Source organism: Ruegeria sp. D1(2025), from assembly GCF_056536425.1.
Map to the genome: position 1 here is coordinate 72,032 of NZ_JBQFPO010000014.1, position 17,186 is coordinate 89,217.

A 17,186-nucleotide genomic window follows, 5' to 3' on the forward strand; every position below is an offset into this window, starting at 1 on the left:
CGATGTCGCCCAAGTTCCTTATGGAACAGGCCTGATGGGGGCTTGGTAGGCGGCAAAGTCAGTCAAACCTGATAAGCGATACTTATCGGATATAAATGGGTCATTTTCAAACCAGGTTTGTAATTTGCAAAACAGGAAAAAAACAATCACCAACCAAAGCAAAGCCTGTTTTATAAAGGTTAGATCCGGGCAGGTCTTGCCCTTGAAGCCCGGGTTTTCTGAAAATTTCCCGCCAATACCGTAAACCGCTGACTGACCGGTGCCGAGATCAACCTTGTGACATGAAACACATGTGTCTTATGGTCGGGAAAGATGGTGTCTTTAAAGTGATTTAACGGTAATGAGCATGTCTTCTCGCAGTGCTGCGGTTCTTCCTGTCCTTTTGCTTGCAATAATTGCTCTCAGCCGCATCGTCTCGATCTGGGACGGGCGGGACCCGGGCTATGATCAGGCAATGCTCATGTCCAATTTCCCGCTTCCGCCCTTTGCCACCTATTTCGGACCGCTGCCCTATTTCGAGCAGGCCGCTCCGCTGGGGTCGGTTCTGGAACTTGATCTTGTTTCGCGGATTTTCGGGAATGAGGGCCTGACACGTTTCACGGTCATTCGCCTTATTGCGGCAGCCCTTGCCGTTGGGGGCTATTTCATCCTCTGGCGCATTATGCGGCGGTATTTTGAAACACCCGAGGTGCTTTGGGCGATTGCATTGCTGGCCTGCACCAACGAAGTGCTTCTTTTTACAACAAACCCCAAACAGTATGTGTTCGGGTTCTTCTTTGCGTGTGCTCTTTTATGGGCCGGTCTTTCCTTTCTGGACAGGCCCACGCTCAAACGTGCTGCGGTGTTTACCGGCTGCGCAATCCTGGCGTGCCTGTTTGCGTTTACAGCCCCATTGATCCTTGCGACCGTTGGCGGGGGATTGCTGGCAGAGCTTATCTCCAGACACCGGAGTTCCGCAATGTCAGGGCCGGACTTCCAGCAGGGCCTGTACAGATTGCTCGGTCTGGGGGCCGTGACGCTGACGATCAGTCTGGGGTTCCATGTCTGGTACACCTTGCCGATGGCTGAACTGGACCAGATTGCTTATGCCGACCGTTATTTAGACTCTTTTATCAGCGTCACAGCCCCCTTTTCAGCTCAGACAATCGAATCTGTCCGGGGCATTCTGAACGTCTATTTCCTGATGATCGAACCGGTGTATTTCCCGCAGACACTGCATGTGTCCGGGTTGATCTGGCTGCTGCCGACCATCCATGTCTTGTGCGCCGTGATCGCGTTGGTGGGGTTGCCGACCTACTGGCGCAAAGCGCCCGTTCTGGCCGGGGGGCTGGTTATCGGAACCCTGGCCTTTCTGGTGTTCAACGCGTTTCAGAAGCTGCCGATCACATCTGTCCGGCACTTCCTGTTCTTTACGCCGTTTGCTGTTCCCTGTTTCGCAGTCGGTTCAATCGTTATCCTGCGCTGGGTTCTAAACCTTCTGAGGCTGAGCCGCGTGGCAACGCCCGTGATCTGCGTGCTCAGTTTCGGCCTGGTGAGCGTGGCGCTGGCTCGGTCCGCCGATCTGAAAAACAACGAAATCTCGGCGCATCTGGAGATGGTCGAGCGTCATCCGGCAAAAATGTGGGTCTATTACGGGGCTCAACCCAGCTTGCGGGCCCTGCGTCCGGATCTGATGAGCGGCGAAAACTTCGAAGTGGTTGGGCTGCTCAACCACAACAGTACGACACAGTCCTGGCAGATGCAGGCGCGGGACGATGACAACTTTCTGACCAGCGACGATTACGTCGAACGCGCGGCCAAATGGCTTTCAGGGACTGATCCGATCTGGCTTGTTTTCGCGCATTACTGGCCCGAGAAGCTGGTGCCCGGAGGGGTATCCCGGTTTGTCGAGCTGGCACGTGCGGATGGGCGTGTCTGCAAAACAAGCACGGACAAAGGCGGGATTCTGGTGTTCTGCGCCGAGGCTGACGCGATCCCGCAAGCCATCGACGCCGCCTTTAAGTAATTAGGCATTTACAAGACGGGCCAGAGGGTTTGGCTGCATGGCCTGAACCGGCCTGTCACCCGGTCTGCTGTTCTTTTGTCTCGGCCCAGCTTTCCTGCGCCGCCGGGTCGATCCGGTTGGTGATGAAAAGAAAGATCGCGCCGATCCCGCCAACGGTGAACATGACGGCCTGCCAGACCAGACCGGCGGCAACGATTGCCGCGGCATCGGCCCCGAACGGGACAAGCATCGATGCCAGCACGCCCTCGCGCAGACCCAGCCCGTTCAGTGTGACTGGCAGAACGGCGATGATCTTGGCCAGCGGCCAGGCAAACAGCCAGGGCCCGACATCGGTCCCGATGCCTGCCGCCCTGCCCAGCCACCAGGACATGAGCACCAGCGCGGTTTGAATGACGACAGATGACAGGAAGACCGCCAAAAGCCGCTTGGGCTGCCGAGAAATGGATGAAAAATGCCCAACGAGCTTTTCCGCGAAGGACCGCCCGGGCAGGTTGGGGAAGACCCGCCAGACCAGATCGAACAGTTTCGACAACATGACGAGGCACAGAAAAACCAGCGACAGCAAAAAGCCGGTCAGCAAAAGAAATTGCAGCTCGCCCGACCGGCCGGATGCATACACGATACCAATGGCGGAAATGGTCAGCAGGGCCGTCATGTCGATCAACCGGTCAACGGCGGCCACACTGACGATCCTGGGGGCGTCTCCGATGGAGCGGTACGCAACAGCGGCCCGGACCGCGTCGCCTCCGATCGCGCCGGGAAGGCACAGATTGGCGGCCAGACCTGCAAAATGCGCGCGAAGGGCAGTTGAAACAGGCAATCCGCCATCAAGCAGATACCGCCATTTCAGCGCCGCACCGATATGGGCCATGATGAACAGGCCAATCACAATCAGGAAGGTTGAAAGGGGGACAGACCGGAAGGCTGCCAGGATCTTCTCGTCTGAGAGCAGCCAGAAAAGCAGGAAAAGGGCGACCAAAGATCCGCCGACACGCAATAACCAGTTGCGATACTTCGGTGACAACCGCTGCAAACCTACACCCTATTACCCCAAGCGATCATGCCCTCTACTGTGAATTGTATCAATTCACATTTAATTCAGGGGCTGCTGGCAGATCGTTTGATCAATTCAAAACATATCCCGGTAAATGAGCGCGGGCTGACCGGTTTGTCACTATCGGCAATCATGCTTTTTAAAGGGCTGTGGTTCTGAAACACCATGAAATCAAGGAAACGCGGCGCTAACGCCCTGAATTTTATCCTGTAAAAAAGGGGTGAATAAGCGGGCAGTGGGCACCTGCCCAATCCGGATGTTTGGTGCCGGCTTTGAAAAATGGCAACATACCTTTTATTTTGGATTGATTGTTGCTTTTTGGTCAACAATTAGGGCTGAGCCAAATTCATGACCCGTGCCGTGCGTGATGCGCGAAGCGCCCCGCTTGGGCATGTTTCTACCATAGGCGACATAAAGATTTATGGCTCTGCACCGACAAACCCTGTTGAAAAAGGCCGGGATGAGCTCGGTTGATTGCTCGACAATCATGTCTCAGCCGTCGGGAATGTCCGTGACAGACTAACATTTTCAGGGTGAAATCGACGGTATCGGCACTTTGTGCCAATGTGCCCGAAAAGGGATGCCCGGAGGACTTTGGCGGCGGGTTCCGCCTGACCGGAACATGATTGTTTTTTGATTGGTGCCCTGAATTGAGTACGAGTGTGACCGGAGAAGCCCCATGACCCAGCCGTCTGCCACGCCTGGCCGCAATGATCTTGCCTTGCTTCTGTTCATCCTGCTTCTTGCAGCCGTGCTCAGAACCGCAGGGCTGAACGCGCCGTTGTGGTACGATGAAATCTGGACCGTCGATACGCATGTCAGCCTGCCCTGGGGCGACATGATGCGCGAATACTCGATGAACCATCATTATTTCTTCAGCATGAAGGCCAAACTTGTGTCCCAGATCTTCGGGGATCAGGCCTGGGCCTATCGCTTTCCCGCGGTGCTGTTCGGTGTCGGCATTGTCGGGGCGATCTGGTGGCTGGCGAAAGAAGTTGCCGGCACCAGGATCGCACATATCTCCGCCCTGCTTGTGGCGCTGTCCTATCATCAGGTCTGGTTTTCCCAGAATGCCCGCGGATACACCGAACTGGCGTTCTGGAGCACGCTGGGCCTGATCTTGTTTCTGCGGGGTACGCGCCATCCGACCATCGGCACCTGGATCGCCTTCGGGCTGACCGCCGCCGCCGCTGTTTTCACGCATCTGACCGGCGCGTTTTTCTTTGTCGCTCTGGGGTGTGTCTGGCTGATTTCCCTGATGACCGGGTTTGGCCGGGGCGCCCTGACCCGCAACTGGGTGGTGCAGCCGCTGATCGGCGTGGCGGTGGCGCTGGTTCTGGTCCTGCTGGCATATCTGCCGATTTTGCCAAGCATCGCGGGAACCGTGGGTGAGGTTTCGGCAACATCCGCCGTTGATCCGATGCAGGAATATCAGAACCCGATCTGGACCATTGTGGAAGGCCTGAGAACCGCGGTCGGGAACACTGGCCCCCTGACCCTGATCATTGCCATCGGGGGGCTGATCACCATCGCATTTGGCGCGGTCGGGGCGCACGCGAAGCAACCGCTGTTTTTCCCGTCCATCGCCATGCACATCGTCGTGACGCTTGTCATTCTTCTGGCGCTCGACATGCGGATCTGGCCGAGGTTCTTCTTTGTCGATATCGGTCTTGTCATCGTTCTTGCCGTCATCGGCTGCTGGTACGGTGCAGGTGTCGTAACACGGATGATCGGGCGGCCCCGGTACGGGCAGCCATTGTTTGTCATCGGCGTTCTGGCGATGATTGCCGTGTCCCTGTTTCTGGTGCAGCGCAACTATGTTGCCCCAAAACAGGATCTGGCCGGGGCCTTTACGCTGGTCGAAGAGACCCGCAGCCCGTCAGAGCGGATTTATGCCATCAATCCGGGCGGCCCGATCTTTGCCAGTCATTTTGACGCGGACTGGACAACCGTCGGCGATGCGCAAGCCTATGCGCAGGCGATGGCCGAACCCGGTCCCGTGACGCTGGTTATCCTGTTTCCCAACCGGATGCTGCGCGCCATTCCGGAACTGAAGCGTGATGTCGACGAGCGGCTGGAGTTTGTCCATGCATTCGCCGGAACGCTTGGGGATGGCTACGTCCTTGTTTATCGGCGCAAGTGAGCAACGGGCAATCCGCCGGTCCGGGATCGGGCATCCCTTCCCCGGACGTCACAGTGAATTATCATTTCCGGGATCAAGGCCTAGGCTGCTTTCAACGATGTAAAGCGGGCGCTTTCGGGCCTCTTCGTAAAGCCGGCCCAGATATTCCCCGATCACTCCAAGCACGACCAGTTGCAGCCCGCCGATCAGCAACACCGCGACCATCAATGACGCATAGCCGGGTACATCCACCCCGTGGATCAGGGTGCGCATGATCAGGAAAACGCCATAGACGATCGCCCCCAGCGCGGTCAGCATGCCGATATAGCCTGCAACCCGCAGCGGGACGGTGCTGAACCCGGTGATGCCGTCCAGTGCGAAATTCCACAGTCGCCAGTAGTTGAACTTGGTCTGCCCGGCGGCGCGTTCGGGCCGGTCATAGGATACTTCGGCATGTCGAAATCCGACCCAGGCAAAAAGTCCTTTCATGAACCTGTTCTGTTCGCGCAGGCGTACAATGGCCCGAACCACGCGCTGATCCATAAGGCGGAAGTCACCGGTATTGGCCGGGATCGGCACACCTGACAGCCGGTTGATGACCTGGTAGAACCTGAGTGCCGACCAGCGTTTCATCGCGGTATCGGTGTCGCGGTGCCGCCGCACGGCATAGACGACATCATACCCTTCGCGCCATTTTTCAAGAAACGTCCCGATCAGTTCGGGCGGATCCTGCAAATCCGCGTCTATGGGAACAACCGCCTGCCCCGAAGCAACATCGAGCCCCGCCGTCAGGGCAACTTCCTTGCCGAAATTGCGCGAAAAGTTCAGCACCTTGATGCGGTTGTCGCGGTCATGCGCCTCGGCCAGAAGGCGGGCTGTTTCATCCGTGCTGCCATCATTGACGCAGATGATCTCAAAGCTTTCGCCAAGGCTTTCAAGGAAACGGCCGAGACGATCAAACAGGATCGGCAGGACATCCTCTTCGTTGAACATGGGCACAACGATACTGAGCGTCGGCGCCTCTGCCCGGGGCAGGGGGGGGCGGGTTTTCACGTTCTGCGGCGCCATGGCGCGTGCCCTTTCCTGTCTGTTTGGACACAGGTGATCATGGTTTTGCCCCGGGCTCAAAGAGTTCTGCATGGGCCTGCAGTTTTTCGATTTTCAGTGTCTTTTCATAACCACTCAGCGCTTCGTGCCGTGCGCCGGTGATGACGGGCTTCTGGGCGGTGTAGGGAATGCTGGTGGCAAAGACCAGCAGGCACAGCAGCGTCACGGCCAGCCTGAGGCCGATGCTTTGAAACAGCCATATCGCACCGGCCGCGCAAAGGATCAGCAGGTAAGGCACAAAGATCAGAAGGGTCGGCCGGGCCGGATTGGATGTTGCAAAAAGGATCAGCGGTGTGACAACCGCCAGCAGCCACAAAAGCAGCGTCCGTTCCTGAGGATAGTGCAGGGTAGCTGATGGCAGGCGGGGGACAAAGGCGCCCCAGATGGTGCCCAATACCGGAAAAAGCAGTGCCAGAAAGGGCAATATGGGCAAAATCGTCAGGGTTAGGATCTGATTGTGGGTGCTCGGGGCAAGCCAGAACATGAAGCCGGCTGAACAGATGGCGGCAGAAGCCAGAACCCATACCGGAATTTTCCGCTCGGGGCTGGCCAGGGGCGCTTCGCGTTTGGGGGCTTTCAGGCTGGCCGTCAGCAACAGCAGGGCAAAGGCCAGAAGAAACCCGCTTGGGGCGGGTCCGATCTGTAGCGGCGGAACGGCGAATTCATCCTTTGCAAACAGAAACCCGAACGAGAAATATCCCATCAGAAAGTCGGAAGGCAGGCCGATGCCAGCATCCTTGGGGGCATGGTAGACCGCATGGATCAGGGCCGGGGCTGACAGGATGCAGGCCAGAGCCTGTACCTGAAACAGCCGCGGGGCCTGCCGCAGGCTGATCCGCCGTGAAAGGTGAGGGGTTTCCGGTCTGTAACGGGGTAAAACCAGCATCGTCCAGAACAGGTGGATCAGGATCAGGGGCCAGAACAGACGGGCTGTCAGAACCCCGGCCATGACCGAGGCGATATAGGATATCTCGATTCCGGGTCGCGGCACGCGCGCTCGGGCAAGGCGCAGCAAAAGCCAGGTCGAGAGCAGGGACAGGAAGGTCCCGGCGACAAACATTTCGGCCATCTGGCTCCAGAAGATGTGAAAGCCGTGCAGCGCCAGCAGCAGCGCGGCCAGGCAGCCGATGGTCGATCCAAAGACGCTGCGCGCGATCAGAAAGATCAGTGGGATCGACCCCACGGCAAGCATGACCCCCGGAAACTGCAGGGCGAAATGCGAGGTTCCGAAAGTCTTGGTCCAGCCCAGCATGGCCACATGCCAGCCCATCGGGCGCGGGTCGTCGTGGAAATGCCACCGAACGGTTTCGGCAAGACCCTGGCGTGGCGACGGGTCGGAAATGCCAGCGGCGTGGATTTCCGCAAGCGACAGACTGCGGAGTTCGATCCCCCAAAGCCGCAATGCGAACGCCAGCGCCACTGCGGTCGCCAACGCGAGTGCAACAGCAAGATTGCGATACTCACGCCTGATCGGGAAAACGCCGTTTCCTCCGATTGGGGTCATCGGATTGTGTCCTGCAGGCATTATTTGTCGGATGCGGATTGCAGACCGAAGATATCCTGCAAAAGCGTTTCGGCATCGTTTTGCAACAAATGCGCGCCCTGCACGCTGAGGTGATCCCCGTTTCTGAAGACCGGTTCATTGTCTTTGAACAAGGGACAGATGGCCGGGCCACAAAGAGACAGAAAGAACGCTCGATAGACCACATTCGGATGCGCCTCTGCCATCTGCACGAGCAATGGTTCATATATTGCCCTTTGGGTCGCATAGTTTTCGGTATGCATACCGATCTCTTCCTGCGGATCGTGGGCCTGGAACAGCAATGAGCGCATGTGCGTTTTCAGATCCAGATCATCGCTGCTGGGGACGTCATCCAACAGAATGAAGCGGCGCTTTGGGAAGGCGGCTGCCAGTCTGTCGATGCCCGTAAGCAAAGCTTCGCGGTTTGTTTGTCCGTTCCGGTCGGTCTGTTGGGCATCGAACCAGATATCGCCGCTATGGCGGTATGTCGCGCCGGTTATCTGATGTTCCCAGAACGCGGTGATGATGACGGTATCGATTTCGGGCCTGTCAGCCAGAAAGCTCATGAACGCGTCGGTCTGGGCGGCATATGTCGGATCACCCTTTTTCTGGATTTGAGGCAGCGGACGAAATCCAGCTTGCGTGTATTGATAACCACTCAGCCCGACGGATTGCGCGGCCGCAAAGATCGCGGGGCTGAAAGCATCGGCATGGCTGTCTCCGACAAGGGCAAAACTGGGGGTGACGCCTGGGGCGCCACGCTGGCAGACATCCCCTGTTGCTGCACGTTCTGGCGTGATGAAATGGCAGTTGCGCTGATCATGCAGGAACCGGTCCTCCTGCAACAGTCTGGCGATGTCCGGCGGCATCCGGGCGGGCAGCCCGCCGGTTGCGACCAGACCACCGCCCAACCCGGCGATGAGGACTGCGCAAACGCTGCCGTAGGCAAAGATTTCCCGGCGGCCGAAGCCCGGGCTTTTCCGGAACGGGGCCTCGACATAACGCCACGACAAAGTCGCCAGCAGAAAGGACAGCAGGACGCATCCCAGGATCTCTGGAAGCGACAGAGGATCGACCGAAACATAAATGGCAAAGACCAGAACCGGCCAGTGCCACAGGTAGAGCGAATAGGAAATCTTTCCGATGAAGACCATTGGTGGCACGGACAGCAATCGCGTTGCGAAGGTCTTTCTGTAGGCTCCGGTCAGGATGAGAATGGCCGTACCAAGGCATGGCGGCATGGCCGACAGCCCGGGAAAAACGGTTTCCGGGCCATAGGCCGCCACCGGCCAGACGATCATCGCCATGGCCGGCAGGACCAGCCAGAAGACCAGATTGGGTCGTGTTTCAAGAAACTTTCCCCACCCCTGCGCGACGCAGATTGCGGTGATAGCCCCCAGCAGCAGTTCCCATGCGCGGGCCTGAGGCAGATAGAAGGCGCCGGGAGGGTTGCGTTGAACCATCCAGATTGACACGACCAGTGAAACCGCCGCAGCGGCAACAAGCCAGATCAGAACGGCCGAAGGGCGGAACAGTCTGAACAACAGGGCGAGTATTGGTGGAAACAGAATATAATACTGCTCTTCCACCGCCAGAGACCACGTATGCAACATTGGTTTGAGGTGCGCGGCCTCGGTAAAATAGTCCGTTTCGAAGTAAAAATAGAGGTTCGACAGGAAGATATTCGCGGCAAACATGCTTTTGCCGAAATCAGCCAGATGGTTTGGCAAGAACAGCAAAACGGCAAACACCGTTGAAACCAGCATCACCACAAACAGGGCAGGAAGAATGCGCCTGACCCGGCGCTCATAGAAGTTCATGATCGAGAACCTGCCGGTTTGCAGATCCGTCCACAGAATTGTCGTGATCAGAAAGCCGGAGATGACAAAGAAGATATCGACACCGACGAACCCCCCTGGAAAGCCGAGCCCGGTGTGGAACAGCACTACAGAGCAAACGGCAACTGTCCGGAGGCCGTCAATATCCGGGCGATATTTCATCTACGTACCCCCTTTGAATGCATATTCTGTGTTAGAATGAAATATAATTGCAAATACTTATGCATTGTTGAGTCAGGTTATGGCCATGAGCAGAATAAGTGCCTGCTTATCCAAAAAATGGTATGAATGATAGAAGATGACGTTTCTGGCGTTTTAACGGCAGGGCTGCGGGAAAGGTCTGTAAACTCCGGCAGGACGTTCGAGTGCAAAAGGTTTTGGTGGCGAGTTCGGTGTTCGGATGAAAAGGCTGTCCTTCAATACTGTGACAGGATTGGCGCTTGTCGGTCTGGCGCTGCTTTTGCCGGCCGGTGTGCTGATCGCGGTGTTGCGGGGCAGCGATGCGGCTGCCGATCCGGCGTTGTCTCAGGGGATATGGGTGCTCAGGTCCGTCCTGATCCTGACCGGGGGCTATCTGCTGTTGCTGCGGGTTCTGCCGGTTGGTTATCCGCAATCGCCGCAACGACCGGAACTTGCGCCGGCAAGCCAGACCCAGACCGTTGTGTTTGGCTTTGTGTTGCTCATGGCAGCCGGTTTGCGGCTTTATCACCTTGGGACCGGGATCTGGTATGACGAGATTCTGACATCCGTGAACTACATGCCCCTGACGGTCGGCCAGATCGTCAGCACCTATCACGATGCCAACAACCATGTCCTGTTCTCGGTACTGGCGCGCCTGTCCCTGTCGGTGTTTGGCGACAGTGTCTGGGCCCTCAGATTTCCGGCGGCGGTTTTCGGTGTCGCCGGCATTGCCGCGATGTACTTTTTTGCCCGCCGCGTCGGCCCGACCCAACAGGGCCTGTTTGCAGCCGCGCTGATGACATTCTCCTATCACCACATCTGGTTCAGTCAGAACGCCCGTGGCTATACCGCGTTGCTGTTCTTTTCCGTTCTGTCCAGCGCCTGGTTTCTGGATGCGATGCGGCAGGGAAGCCCGCGCAAATGGGGTTTGTATTGTCTTGCGGTCGTGCTGGGTGCCTATGCGCATCCGACCATGGGTCTGATGGTGCTGGCGCATTTTGCGATCTGGGCTGCCGCCTTGTTCCAACAGGACACAGCGCGCAAACCTTACCGCTGGAACGGGATGTTTTGCGGGTTCATTCCGGTGGGTCTGCTGACATTGCTGGCCTATGCGCTGGTTTTGCCCAGCATGGTGGGCGGCGCATTGCTGAATTCCGGGCTGCAGGGCAGTGAGAATGAGTGGACCAACCCTCTCTGGGCTCTGGCAGAGGTCTTCAGCAGTCTGCAGATCGGATTTGCAAGCGCCGGTGTTGTCTTTGCCGCGGGTCTTGTCTTTGCCGCCGGGGTTGTCAGTTTCGCCCGAACGCGACCGGCTGTCGTGGCCTTGTTCCTGATCCCGTTCGGGGTCGGGTTCATTGCAATGACCAGCATCGGTTACACGCTGTTCCCGCGGTTTTTCTTTTTCACCTTCGGGTTTGCCATTCTGATCGTGATCCGGGGCGCTTTCGTCACCGGCCAGTTGGCGGCGCGGCTGATACGGTTGCCCGCGCCTGCGGCCGGCTGGCTTCCGGCGGTGCTGTGTGCGGGCATCGTGGCCGTGTCGATCCTGTCTTTGCGCCATGTCTATCTGCCAAAACAGGATTACGCCGGGGCGATCGCGCTGATCGAGCGCGAAAAGCAGGCCGGAGATACAGTTCTGGCTGTCGGGATCGCGGGATTTCCGTTCAATGATTATTACCACATGGGATGGGACATCATCGAAACGGGTGATGACCTGGATCGCCTTGCGGCGCGGTCCGGCAGAACGTGGCTGGTCTATACCATGCCGGTGCATGCCCGGACCACGTACCCGGACATTCTGGCCCGGATCGAGCAGGAGTATTCCCCTGCCGGGCGGTTCTTTGGATCTTTGGGGGGTGGCGAGGTTGTCGTCAGCCTCGAAAACCGGGGCGGGGGCCCTCGCGCGGATGATAATGGTTCGGATTATTTGAAGGATAGCGATTGATATGTGTGGAATTTGCGGAATCCTGCGGATTGATCCGGCGGCCGAACGCCCCGGAGAGGGGCTGGTCTCGGCCATGGCGATGACGCTGATGCATCGCGGGCCGAACGATGACGGTACATGGCTGGATGAGGATATCGCGCTGGGTTTCCGGCGTCTTTCGGTGATCGACCTGTCTTATGCCGGGCATCAGCCAATGACCAACGAGGACGGCACCGTGGTGATCGTCTTCAACGGCGAAATCTACAATTTTCAGGAACTGAAAGAGAAATACCGTCTTGAAGAGCATGGTCATGTTTTCAAATCGCGTACCGATACCGAGGTTCTGATCCACCTTTATGAAGAGATCGGCCTGGACATGATCCCCGAGCTCAATGGCATGTATGCCTTTGCGATCTGGGATACCCGCAGCAAGTCATTGCATCTGGTGCGCGACCGCTATGGCATCAAGCCGTTTTTCTATCAGAAAGATGACGGTCATTTCCGGTTCGGATCCGAGATCAAGGCGATCATCGCCGATGACCGGGTTGCGCGAAAACCGTCGATACAGGCTTTGCACGACTTTCTGACCTTCAATTATATCCCCGGCACCCAGACGGCCTTCGAGGGGATTTCGGAGGTGCCGCCGGGCCATTACATGTCCGTTTCCGCCGAAGGGGGGATCACCACAAAGCGCTATTGGGATCTGGATTTCAGTGTCGATGCCGGCATCACCGAAGAACAGGCGATCTCGCGGTCATACGAATTGATGGACAAAGCCTTGCAGCGCCGTCTGATCGCGGATGTGCCGATCGGGGTGTTTCTGTCGGGCGGGCTTGATTCCAGTACCCTGGTGGCGCTCATGCACAAACATGTGGACGAGCCCATTCACACGTATTCCGTCGGGTTCAGGGACCAGAGCTTTAACGAACTGCCCTATGCCCGGATCGTGGCCGAAGCGTTCAACACGACACATCGTGAGGTAACGATTACGGTGGATATGGTGCGGGACATGCTGCCGAAATATCTCAGCTTCACTGATGAGCCATATGGAGACGGCTCGGCGATACCGACATATTTCATCAGCGAACTGGCCAAGGACGAGGTGGTGGTCGTTCTGTCGGGTGAAGGCGGCGACGAGGCTTTTGCCGGATATGACACCCATGCGGCTTACAACATCTACAGGCAGGCGCGGAAAATACCGGGGTTCATCCGGAACGGCGTGCTGAAGCCACTGGTGAACTGCCTGCCCGTTTCAGACAAGAAACTCAGCTTCGAATTCAAGGCCAAGAGGTTTCTCGGCGGGCTGGACCTGCCACCGGAAGAGGCGCATCTGTGGTGGCGGATTGTGCTGGGCGAAGCCGAGAAATTCGACCTTTACGCGGATGGGGTGGCCGCGCCCGGTTCTCTGCAGCCTTCGGTGCGGCATTTTCAGGCAGCTTATGAGCATTGCGGGGCGGACGAGACCCTGTCGCGGCTGATGTATATCGATTCAACCGTCTTTCTGCCCGATGATCTGATGATCAAGAACGACCGCATGACCATGGCGCATTCATTGGAAGCGCGGGTGCCCTTTACGGATCCGGAACTGACCGGGTTTCTCGCCCAAGTGCCGTCAGCGCTGAAGATGAAGAATCGGCGCAAGAAACACCTCATGCGCCGCGCGATGGAGAATGATCTGCCTGACAGCATTCTCGACAAGAAGAAGGTCGGGCTCGAGATGCCCTATTCGCGCTGGCTCAAGACCGAACTGAAGGATCTGATGATGCGCTACCTTGGGCCCGCGAATATCGAAAGGACGGGCCTGTTCCGGGTAAACGCGGTTCAGGCGCTGATCGACGATCATCTGGCCGGCAGGCGTGACAATGGCCGGCCGCTCTGGGGGCTTCTGAATTACATGATGTGGTACGAGCTCTACATCGATGCCTAACCCGGTTTGCGAAACACCCAGAGCGTCGAAATCACGTAGCTGGCAACGAAAGAAGCACCGATCGCGACCAGCAGGATGAACCAGAACGGCAGGGCGGTCACATATCCCAGACCTGCCACCACCACGAGGCGGACCACCAAGGATGACAGGACCGCCAGCAGGTATTTGCCATATCCCCGCAGCGAGATCGTGCTTTTGTCGGTGTGCTCATAGCTGAAGATATTGTGCCCGCAGTAATTGATGGCCGATCCCAGGACAAAGCCACAGGTCGAGGCAAAGACATAAGGGGTGAAGAATACCAGGGCGAGCAGCACCGCCAGCAGGTAATCCGCAATCGTGCCCACAACGCTGATACCGAGAAACCTGAAGAATTGGTGTTTGTCATTGAGATTGGAAATCATGGTCTGGGCAATCCGGAACACTCATCGGGTGGGTTGATCTACGTCCTGTTCAACAGGTTTTGGGCGGGCCCTGAAAAGGCAGCAAGGCGGATGCCGCCTATCGGCGGGTTGGATAGTTTTTCACCAATGAGGACCCGGCGTTTAGGCGTTCGGTCTGGCTGCCGGGGCGCACGCCATATTCATGAAATCCGTTTTCGGCCCCGGTCGCATAATAAATGAATTCACGGTCATAATATCCCTGCGCTGACGGGGACTGATCCTGAACGATGGCGTTGTTGAGGACAACCCAGTCGCGCTGGTTTTCGAAACCCTTGATGCCACTGACGACGTTCTGTTCGATGACGACGTGGCGCGACGATGCGATATTGATGCGCGGGATGGTGATGCCGCCGTCTTTTGCGCGCCGTACCCGAATGATCGAGTTCTTGCGGATCGACAGGTTGTCGATGCCATCCACCGAGATGCCGTGAACATGCGCATTATAGATGACGTTGTTTTCGATCAGGACATTCTGGTGACGCAATTGGGGGTCGTTCATATTCTTGCCGCTGCTGCCGATGAATATGGTCTGGGTGTAATCCCCGCGACCGATATCGAAGACGTTGTCGCGGATGACGATGTCAGAACTGCGCAGCCCGGAACCGCGCATGATCTGAATCATATCCCGGTGATCGCGGTTCGGAACGCCCCGGAAGTTGTGCAGGCGATTGCCCTCGACCAGAAGGCCTTCGATACCGCCAAACCCCATACCGTCCGACCGGATGTCATATATTTCATTGCCCTTCAGCACGATGTCTGTGCCGTGGCCGCCGGTCACGGCTTTCCACCATTTCCTGAAGGTGTTGTTCAGAATACTGACCGAGGAACTGCCCTTGAAGCGCAAACCGCGCCCGTGTCCGACGCCGGAATTGTGATCCCCGTCGAAAACCGAGTTGGCGATGGTGATCCTGTGGCTGTCCGTGATGCTGAACGGGTTGACCGAATCCTTGTCCCCGGGCGAATAGGCATAGTCGAAGACCAGCCCGTCGAGCGTGACGTTGCCGGCCCTGTCCAGACGCAGTTCGGTGAAGCAGGCGGGCGACCCGGGCGTCGCCGAGCGGATCGTGACAGGTTTGCGGAAAGCCTTTTTGATTTTCAAAGAGCCGTAGTTGCCGCCTTCCAGAACGAATGTTTCGCCGCCCTTCGCTTTCTTGATTGCCGCCGAAAGCTCAGAAGGGGAGCGGATGCTCTGCCCGTCGTTCGTGTTGGCCACCTTCGTTGTGATCTTGGGGCCGGTACAGGCTGCGGCCGCTGACAGAGATGCCGGAAAGGAAAGCAGCAATAAGCAGACGCAAGCCAGAACTCCGACAGAGCTGTATATGTGTCGTCGCATAAGAGACCCGCTTTAATCACTACTACCACGCGGAAAGGCTACGAGTGCGGACAGAGCTTGTCCACAGCAGTGTATGGGCGGAGCCTGTGGCGTTTCGGCGGGTAAATCGCACTGGTTGACGTAGGGGAACCGGGCAATTCATTGCCGACACCCTCCGGAGATACGCAAGGACGCGCCGGAAAAAAGGCTTTTCTGTGTCCATTGTTGCGGCATGGGAATCAATCCGTAAAACCCATGATTACCGCTAAGGGAAGTGGAACAATTCCCGGTATCGAGTATCGAGTTCACTCGGAAATGAAGGCAATGGGGCAATATTGTCCCAATACAGGCAACAGTTTCCAAACATAGCCATATTCCGGCCAATCTGTCGCCCTTGTGCGACTGTTCCATCCGTCCTGGGTGAGCGGGATCAATAGCGCTTTGGGTAAGCGCGTTTGGAAACACAGGTGAAAGATGTCGACGACAATCACAGTAACTTCCGCTGCAGAGCTGAACCAGGCTCTGTCACAGGCGACAGGGGGGGAAACCATCCTTCTTGCTGCCGGCGACTACGGCACGTTGAATCTGGATGGGAAATCAGGTTTCAACATCAACTACGCATCGAACGTGACCATCAAATCGGCAGACGCCAATGCGCCCGCCACAATCTCAGAGATGACACTGGACGGCGCATCGAACATAACCTTCGAAAACATCGTGTTCGATTATACGTTCAACGGTGAATCGACGAGCTATAAGCCGTTTGAGGTCAAGAACAGCGCAAACATCACGATCCAGGATTCGGTCTTTGACGGAGATCTGGCTCAGGGCGTTTCCGCCATTGATGATGGCTATGGGACGGGGAAGGCCCTGGCCGTGCGGGACAGTTCGGGTATCGTGATCTCGAACAACGAATTCTATGACTGGTGGAAGGGGCTGAGTGTCGGCGCCAGCACCAACGTCACCGTCTCGGGCAACGATGTGCATTCACTCCGTTCCGACGGGATGTCGTTTGGCGGGAACCAGAACCTTCTGATCGAGAACAACTACCTTCACGATTTCCGCGCCTCGCCGAATTCCGGGGACCACCGGGACATGATCCAGTTCTCCAAGGGGCTTGGGCCCAGTGACAACGTGATCATCCGGGACAATGTGTTCGACATGGGGACGGGCACACACGCGCAGACAATCTTCATGGGCAACGGTAAAACCGACCCGAATGATCCGGCCATGTTCTACACGAACATTCTGATCGAAGATAACGTGATCTACAACGCCCACACTCACGGGATCACGGTGACCGGTGCCAAGGATCTGACGATCTCGCACAACACGATCCTGGCTGTTGACCGGAGTGTCACCGGGGGGATCACGATCCCGAAGATCAATGTGACAAGTACCTCGCAGAACGTCACGATCGACGGGAATGTTGTTTCCGGTGTTGCCGGGCATAACGGTCAGTCCGACTGGACGGTCATAGACAATGTCTATGTTCAGAATACGGACCCGAATGCGGCCAACCACTACGACAACATGTTCATCTATTATGCGACTGCGGCACAGGATGGATATAATCAGTACGGTGTAATCCCGGGCAGCGCTGTTGACACAATGAATGCCGGCGCAGACCTCGCGATGCAGTTTCCCCTGTCCTACGATGCATGGGTTGGCAGCACCGGGGTCAACGCACCACCCGCGTCAAGCAATCCTGCCCCGGCACCAACACAGCCGACCCAGCCGGATAGCGGGACGACA

At 57.2% G+C, this 17,186-nt stretch carries 11 protein-coding genes; 5 read left to right on the top strand and 6 right to left on the bottom strand.

Features of this window, described 5'->3' with window-relative positions; genetic code table 11:
* Nucleotides 1-340 precede the first annotated feature (340 nt).
* Entirely contained in the window at nucleotides 341-2,005 is a 1,665-nt protein-coding gene (locus ACR1XU_RS21115) for a glycosyltransferase family 39 protein (protein WP_480915689.1), read from the top strand.
* A 55-nt stretch (nucleotides 2,006-2,060) separates the two neighbouring features.
* Here ACR1XU_RS21115 and ACR1XU_RS21120 read toward each other — a convergent pair whose 3' ends face one another.
* Complete coding sequence (locus tag ACR1XU_RS21120) at nucleotides 2,061-3,038, bottom strand: lysylphosphatidylglycerol synthase transmembrane domain-containing protein (RefSeq protein ID WP_480813980.1); 978 nt, start codon at nucleotides 3,036-3,038, stop codon at nucleotides 2,061-2,063.
* Between the two features lie 700 nt (nucleotides 3,039-3,738).
* Here ACR1XU_RS21120 and ACR1XU_RS21125 point away from each other — a divergent pair.
* The gene (locus ACR1XU_RS21125; protein ID WP_480915690.1) at nucleotides 3,739-5,202 is read left to right on the top strand and encodes a glycosyltransferase family 39 protein; all 1,464 of its coding nucleotides are present in this window, start codon (nucleotides 3,739-3,741) and stop codon (nucleotides 5,200-5,202) included.
* Nucleotides 5,203-5,250: 48 nt separating this feature from the next.
* Here ACR1XU_RS21125 and ACR1XU_RS21130 read toward each other — a convergent pair whose 3' ends face one another.
* The 3 genes from ACR1XU_RS21130 to ACR1XU_RS21140 are packed head-to-tail and all read right to left on the bottom strand — an operon-like array spanning nucleotide 5,251 to nucleotide 9,810.
* Nucleotides 5,251-6,249, bottom strand: a complete 999-nt coding sequence (locus ACR1XU_RS21130; protein ID WP_170616987.1) for a glycosyltransferase family 2 protein — start codon at nucleotides 6,247-6,249, stop codon at nucleotides 5,251-5,253.
* A gap of 37 nt (nucleotides 6,250-6,286) precedes the next feature.
* Complete coding sequence (locus tag ACR1XU_RS21135; protein ID WP_480915691.1) at nucleotides 6,287-7,792, bottom strand: glycosyltransferase family 39 protein; 1,506 nt, start codon at nucleotides 7,790-7,792, stop codon at nucleotides 6,287-6,289.
* Nucleotides 7,793-7,812: 20 nt separating this feature from the next.
* Nucleotides 7,813-9,810 (bottom strand): acyltransferase family protein, encoded by a 1,998-nt coding sequence (locus ACR1XU_RS21140; protein ID WP_480915692.1) that lies wholly within the window; start codon nucleotides 9,808-9,810, stop codon nucleotides 7,813-7,815.
* A 238-nt stretch (nucleotides 9,811-10,048) separates the two neighbouring features.
* Between ACR1XU_RS21140 and ACR1XU_RS21145 the strand changes: the two genes are divergently transcribed.
* Complete coding sequence (locus ACR1XU_RS21145; protein WP_480915693.1) at nucleotides 10,049-11,773, top strand: glycosyltransferase family 39 protein; 1,725 nt, start codon at nucleotides 10,049-10,051, stop codon at nucleotides 11,771-11,773.
* Nucleotide 11,774: 1 nt separating this feature from the next.
* The gene (gene asnB / locus ACR1XU_RS21150; RefSeq protein WP_170817329.1) at nucleotides 11,775-13,679 is read left to right on the top strand and encodes an asparagine synthase (glutamine-hydrolyzing); all 1,905 of its coding nucleotides are present in this window, start codon (nucleotides 11,775-11,777) and stop codon (nucleotides 13,677-13,679) included.
* Here asnB and ACR1XU_RS21155 read toward each other — a convergent pair.
* A complete protein-coding gene (locus tag ACR1XU_RS21155) occupies nucleotides 13,676-14,080 on the bottom strand; it encodes a GtrA family protein (protein WP_170616995.1) in 405 nt (134 codons plus the stop codon). The two genes, asnB and ACR1XU_RS21155, sit on opposite strands and share 4 nt — an antisense overlap.
* Before the next feature lie 97 nt (nucleotides 14,081-14,177).
* Nucleotides 14,178-15,452, bottom strand: a complete 1,275-nt coding sequence (locus ACR1XU_RS21160) for a right-handed parallel beta-helix repeat-containing protein (protein ID WP_480915694.1) — start codon at nucleotides 15,450-15,452, stop codon at nucleotides 14,178-14,180.
* 453 nt (nucleotides 15,453-15,905) lie between these two features.
* Between ACR1XU_RS21160 and ACR1XU_RS21165 the strand changes: the two genes are divergently transcribed.
* The coding region (locus ACR1XU_RS21165; protein ID WP_480915695.1) for a right-handed parallel beta-helix repeat-containing protein at nucleotides 15,906-17,186 on the top strand (1,281 nt) is incomplete at its 3' end.

What these genes read in the sequence shown, in the direction of transcription:
- ACR1XU_RS21125 (WP_480915690.1), top strand. Translation starts at nt 3,739, where the DNA reads ATGACCCAGCCGTCTGCCACGCCTGGCCGCAATGATCTTGCCTTGCTT.
- ACR1XU_RS21160 (WP_480915694.1), bottom strand. Translation starts at nt 15,452, where the DNA reads ATGCGACGACACATATACAGCTCTGTCGGAGTTCTGGCTTGCGTCTGC.
- ACR1XU_RS21130 (WP_170616987.1), bottom strand. Translation starts at nt 6,249, where the DNA reads ATGGCGCCGCAGAACGTGAAAACCCGCCCCCCCCTGCCCCGGGCAGAG.
- asnB (WP_170817329.1), top strand. Translation starts at nt 11,775, where the DNA reads ATGTGTGGAATTTGCGGAATCCTGCGGATTGATCCGGCGGCCGAACGC.
- ACR1XU_RS21155 (WP_170616995.1), bottom strand. Translation starts at nt 14,080, where the DNA reads ATGATTTCCAATCTCAATGACAAACACCAATTCTTCAGGTTTCTCGGT.
- ACR1XU_RS21115 (WP_480915689.1), top strand. Translation starts at nt 341, where the DNA reads ATGAGCATGTCTTCTCGCAGTGCTGCGGTTCTTCCTGTCCTTTTGCTT.
- ACR1XU_RS21145 (WP_480915693.1), top strand. Translation starts at nt 10,049, where the DNA reads ATGAAAAGGCTGTCCTTCAATACTGTGACAGGATTGGCGCTTGTCGGT.
- ACR1XU_RS21135 (WP_480915691.1), bottom strand. Translation starts at nt 7,792, where the DNA reads ATGACCCCAATCGGAGGAAACGGCGTTTTCCCGATCAGGCGTGAGTAT.
- ACR1XU_RS21140 (WP_480915692.1), bottom strand. Translation starts at nt 9,810, where the DNA reads ATGAAATATCGCCCGGATATTGACGGCCTCCGGACAGTTGCCGTTTGC.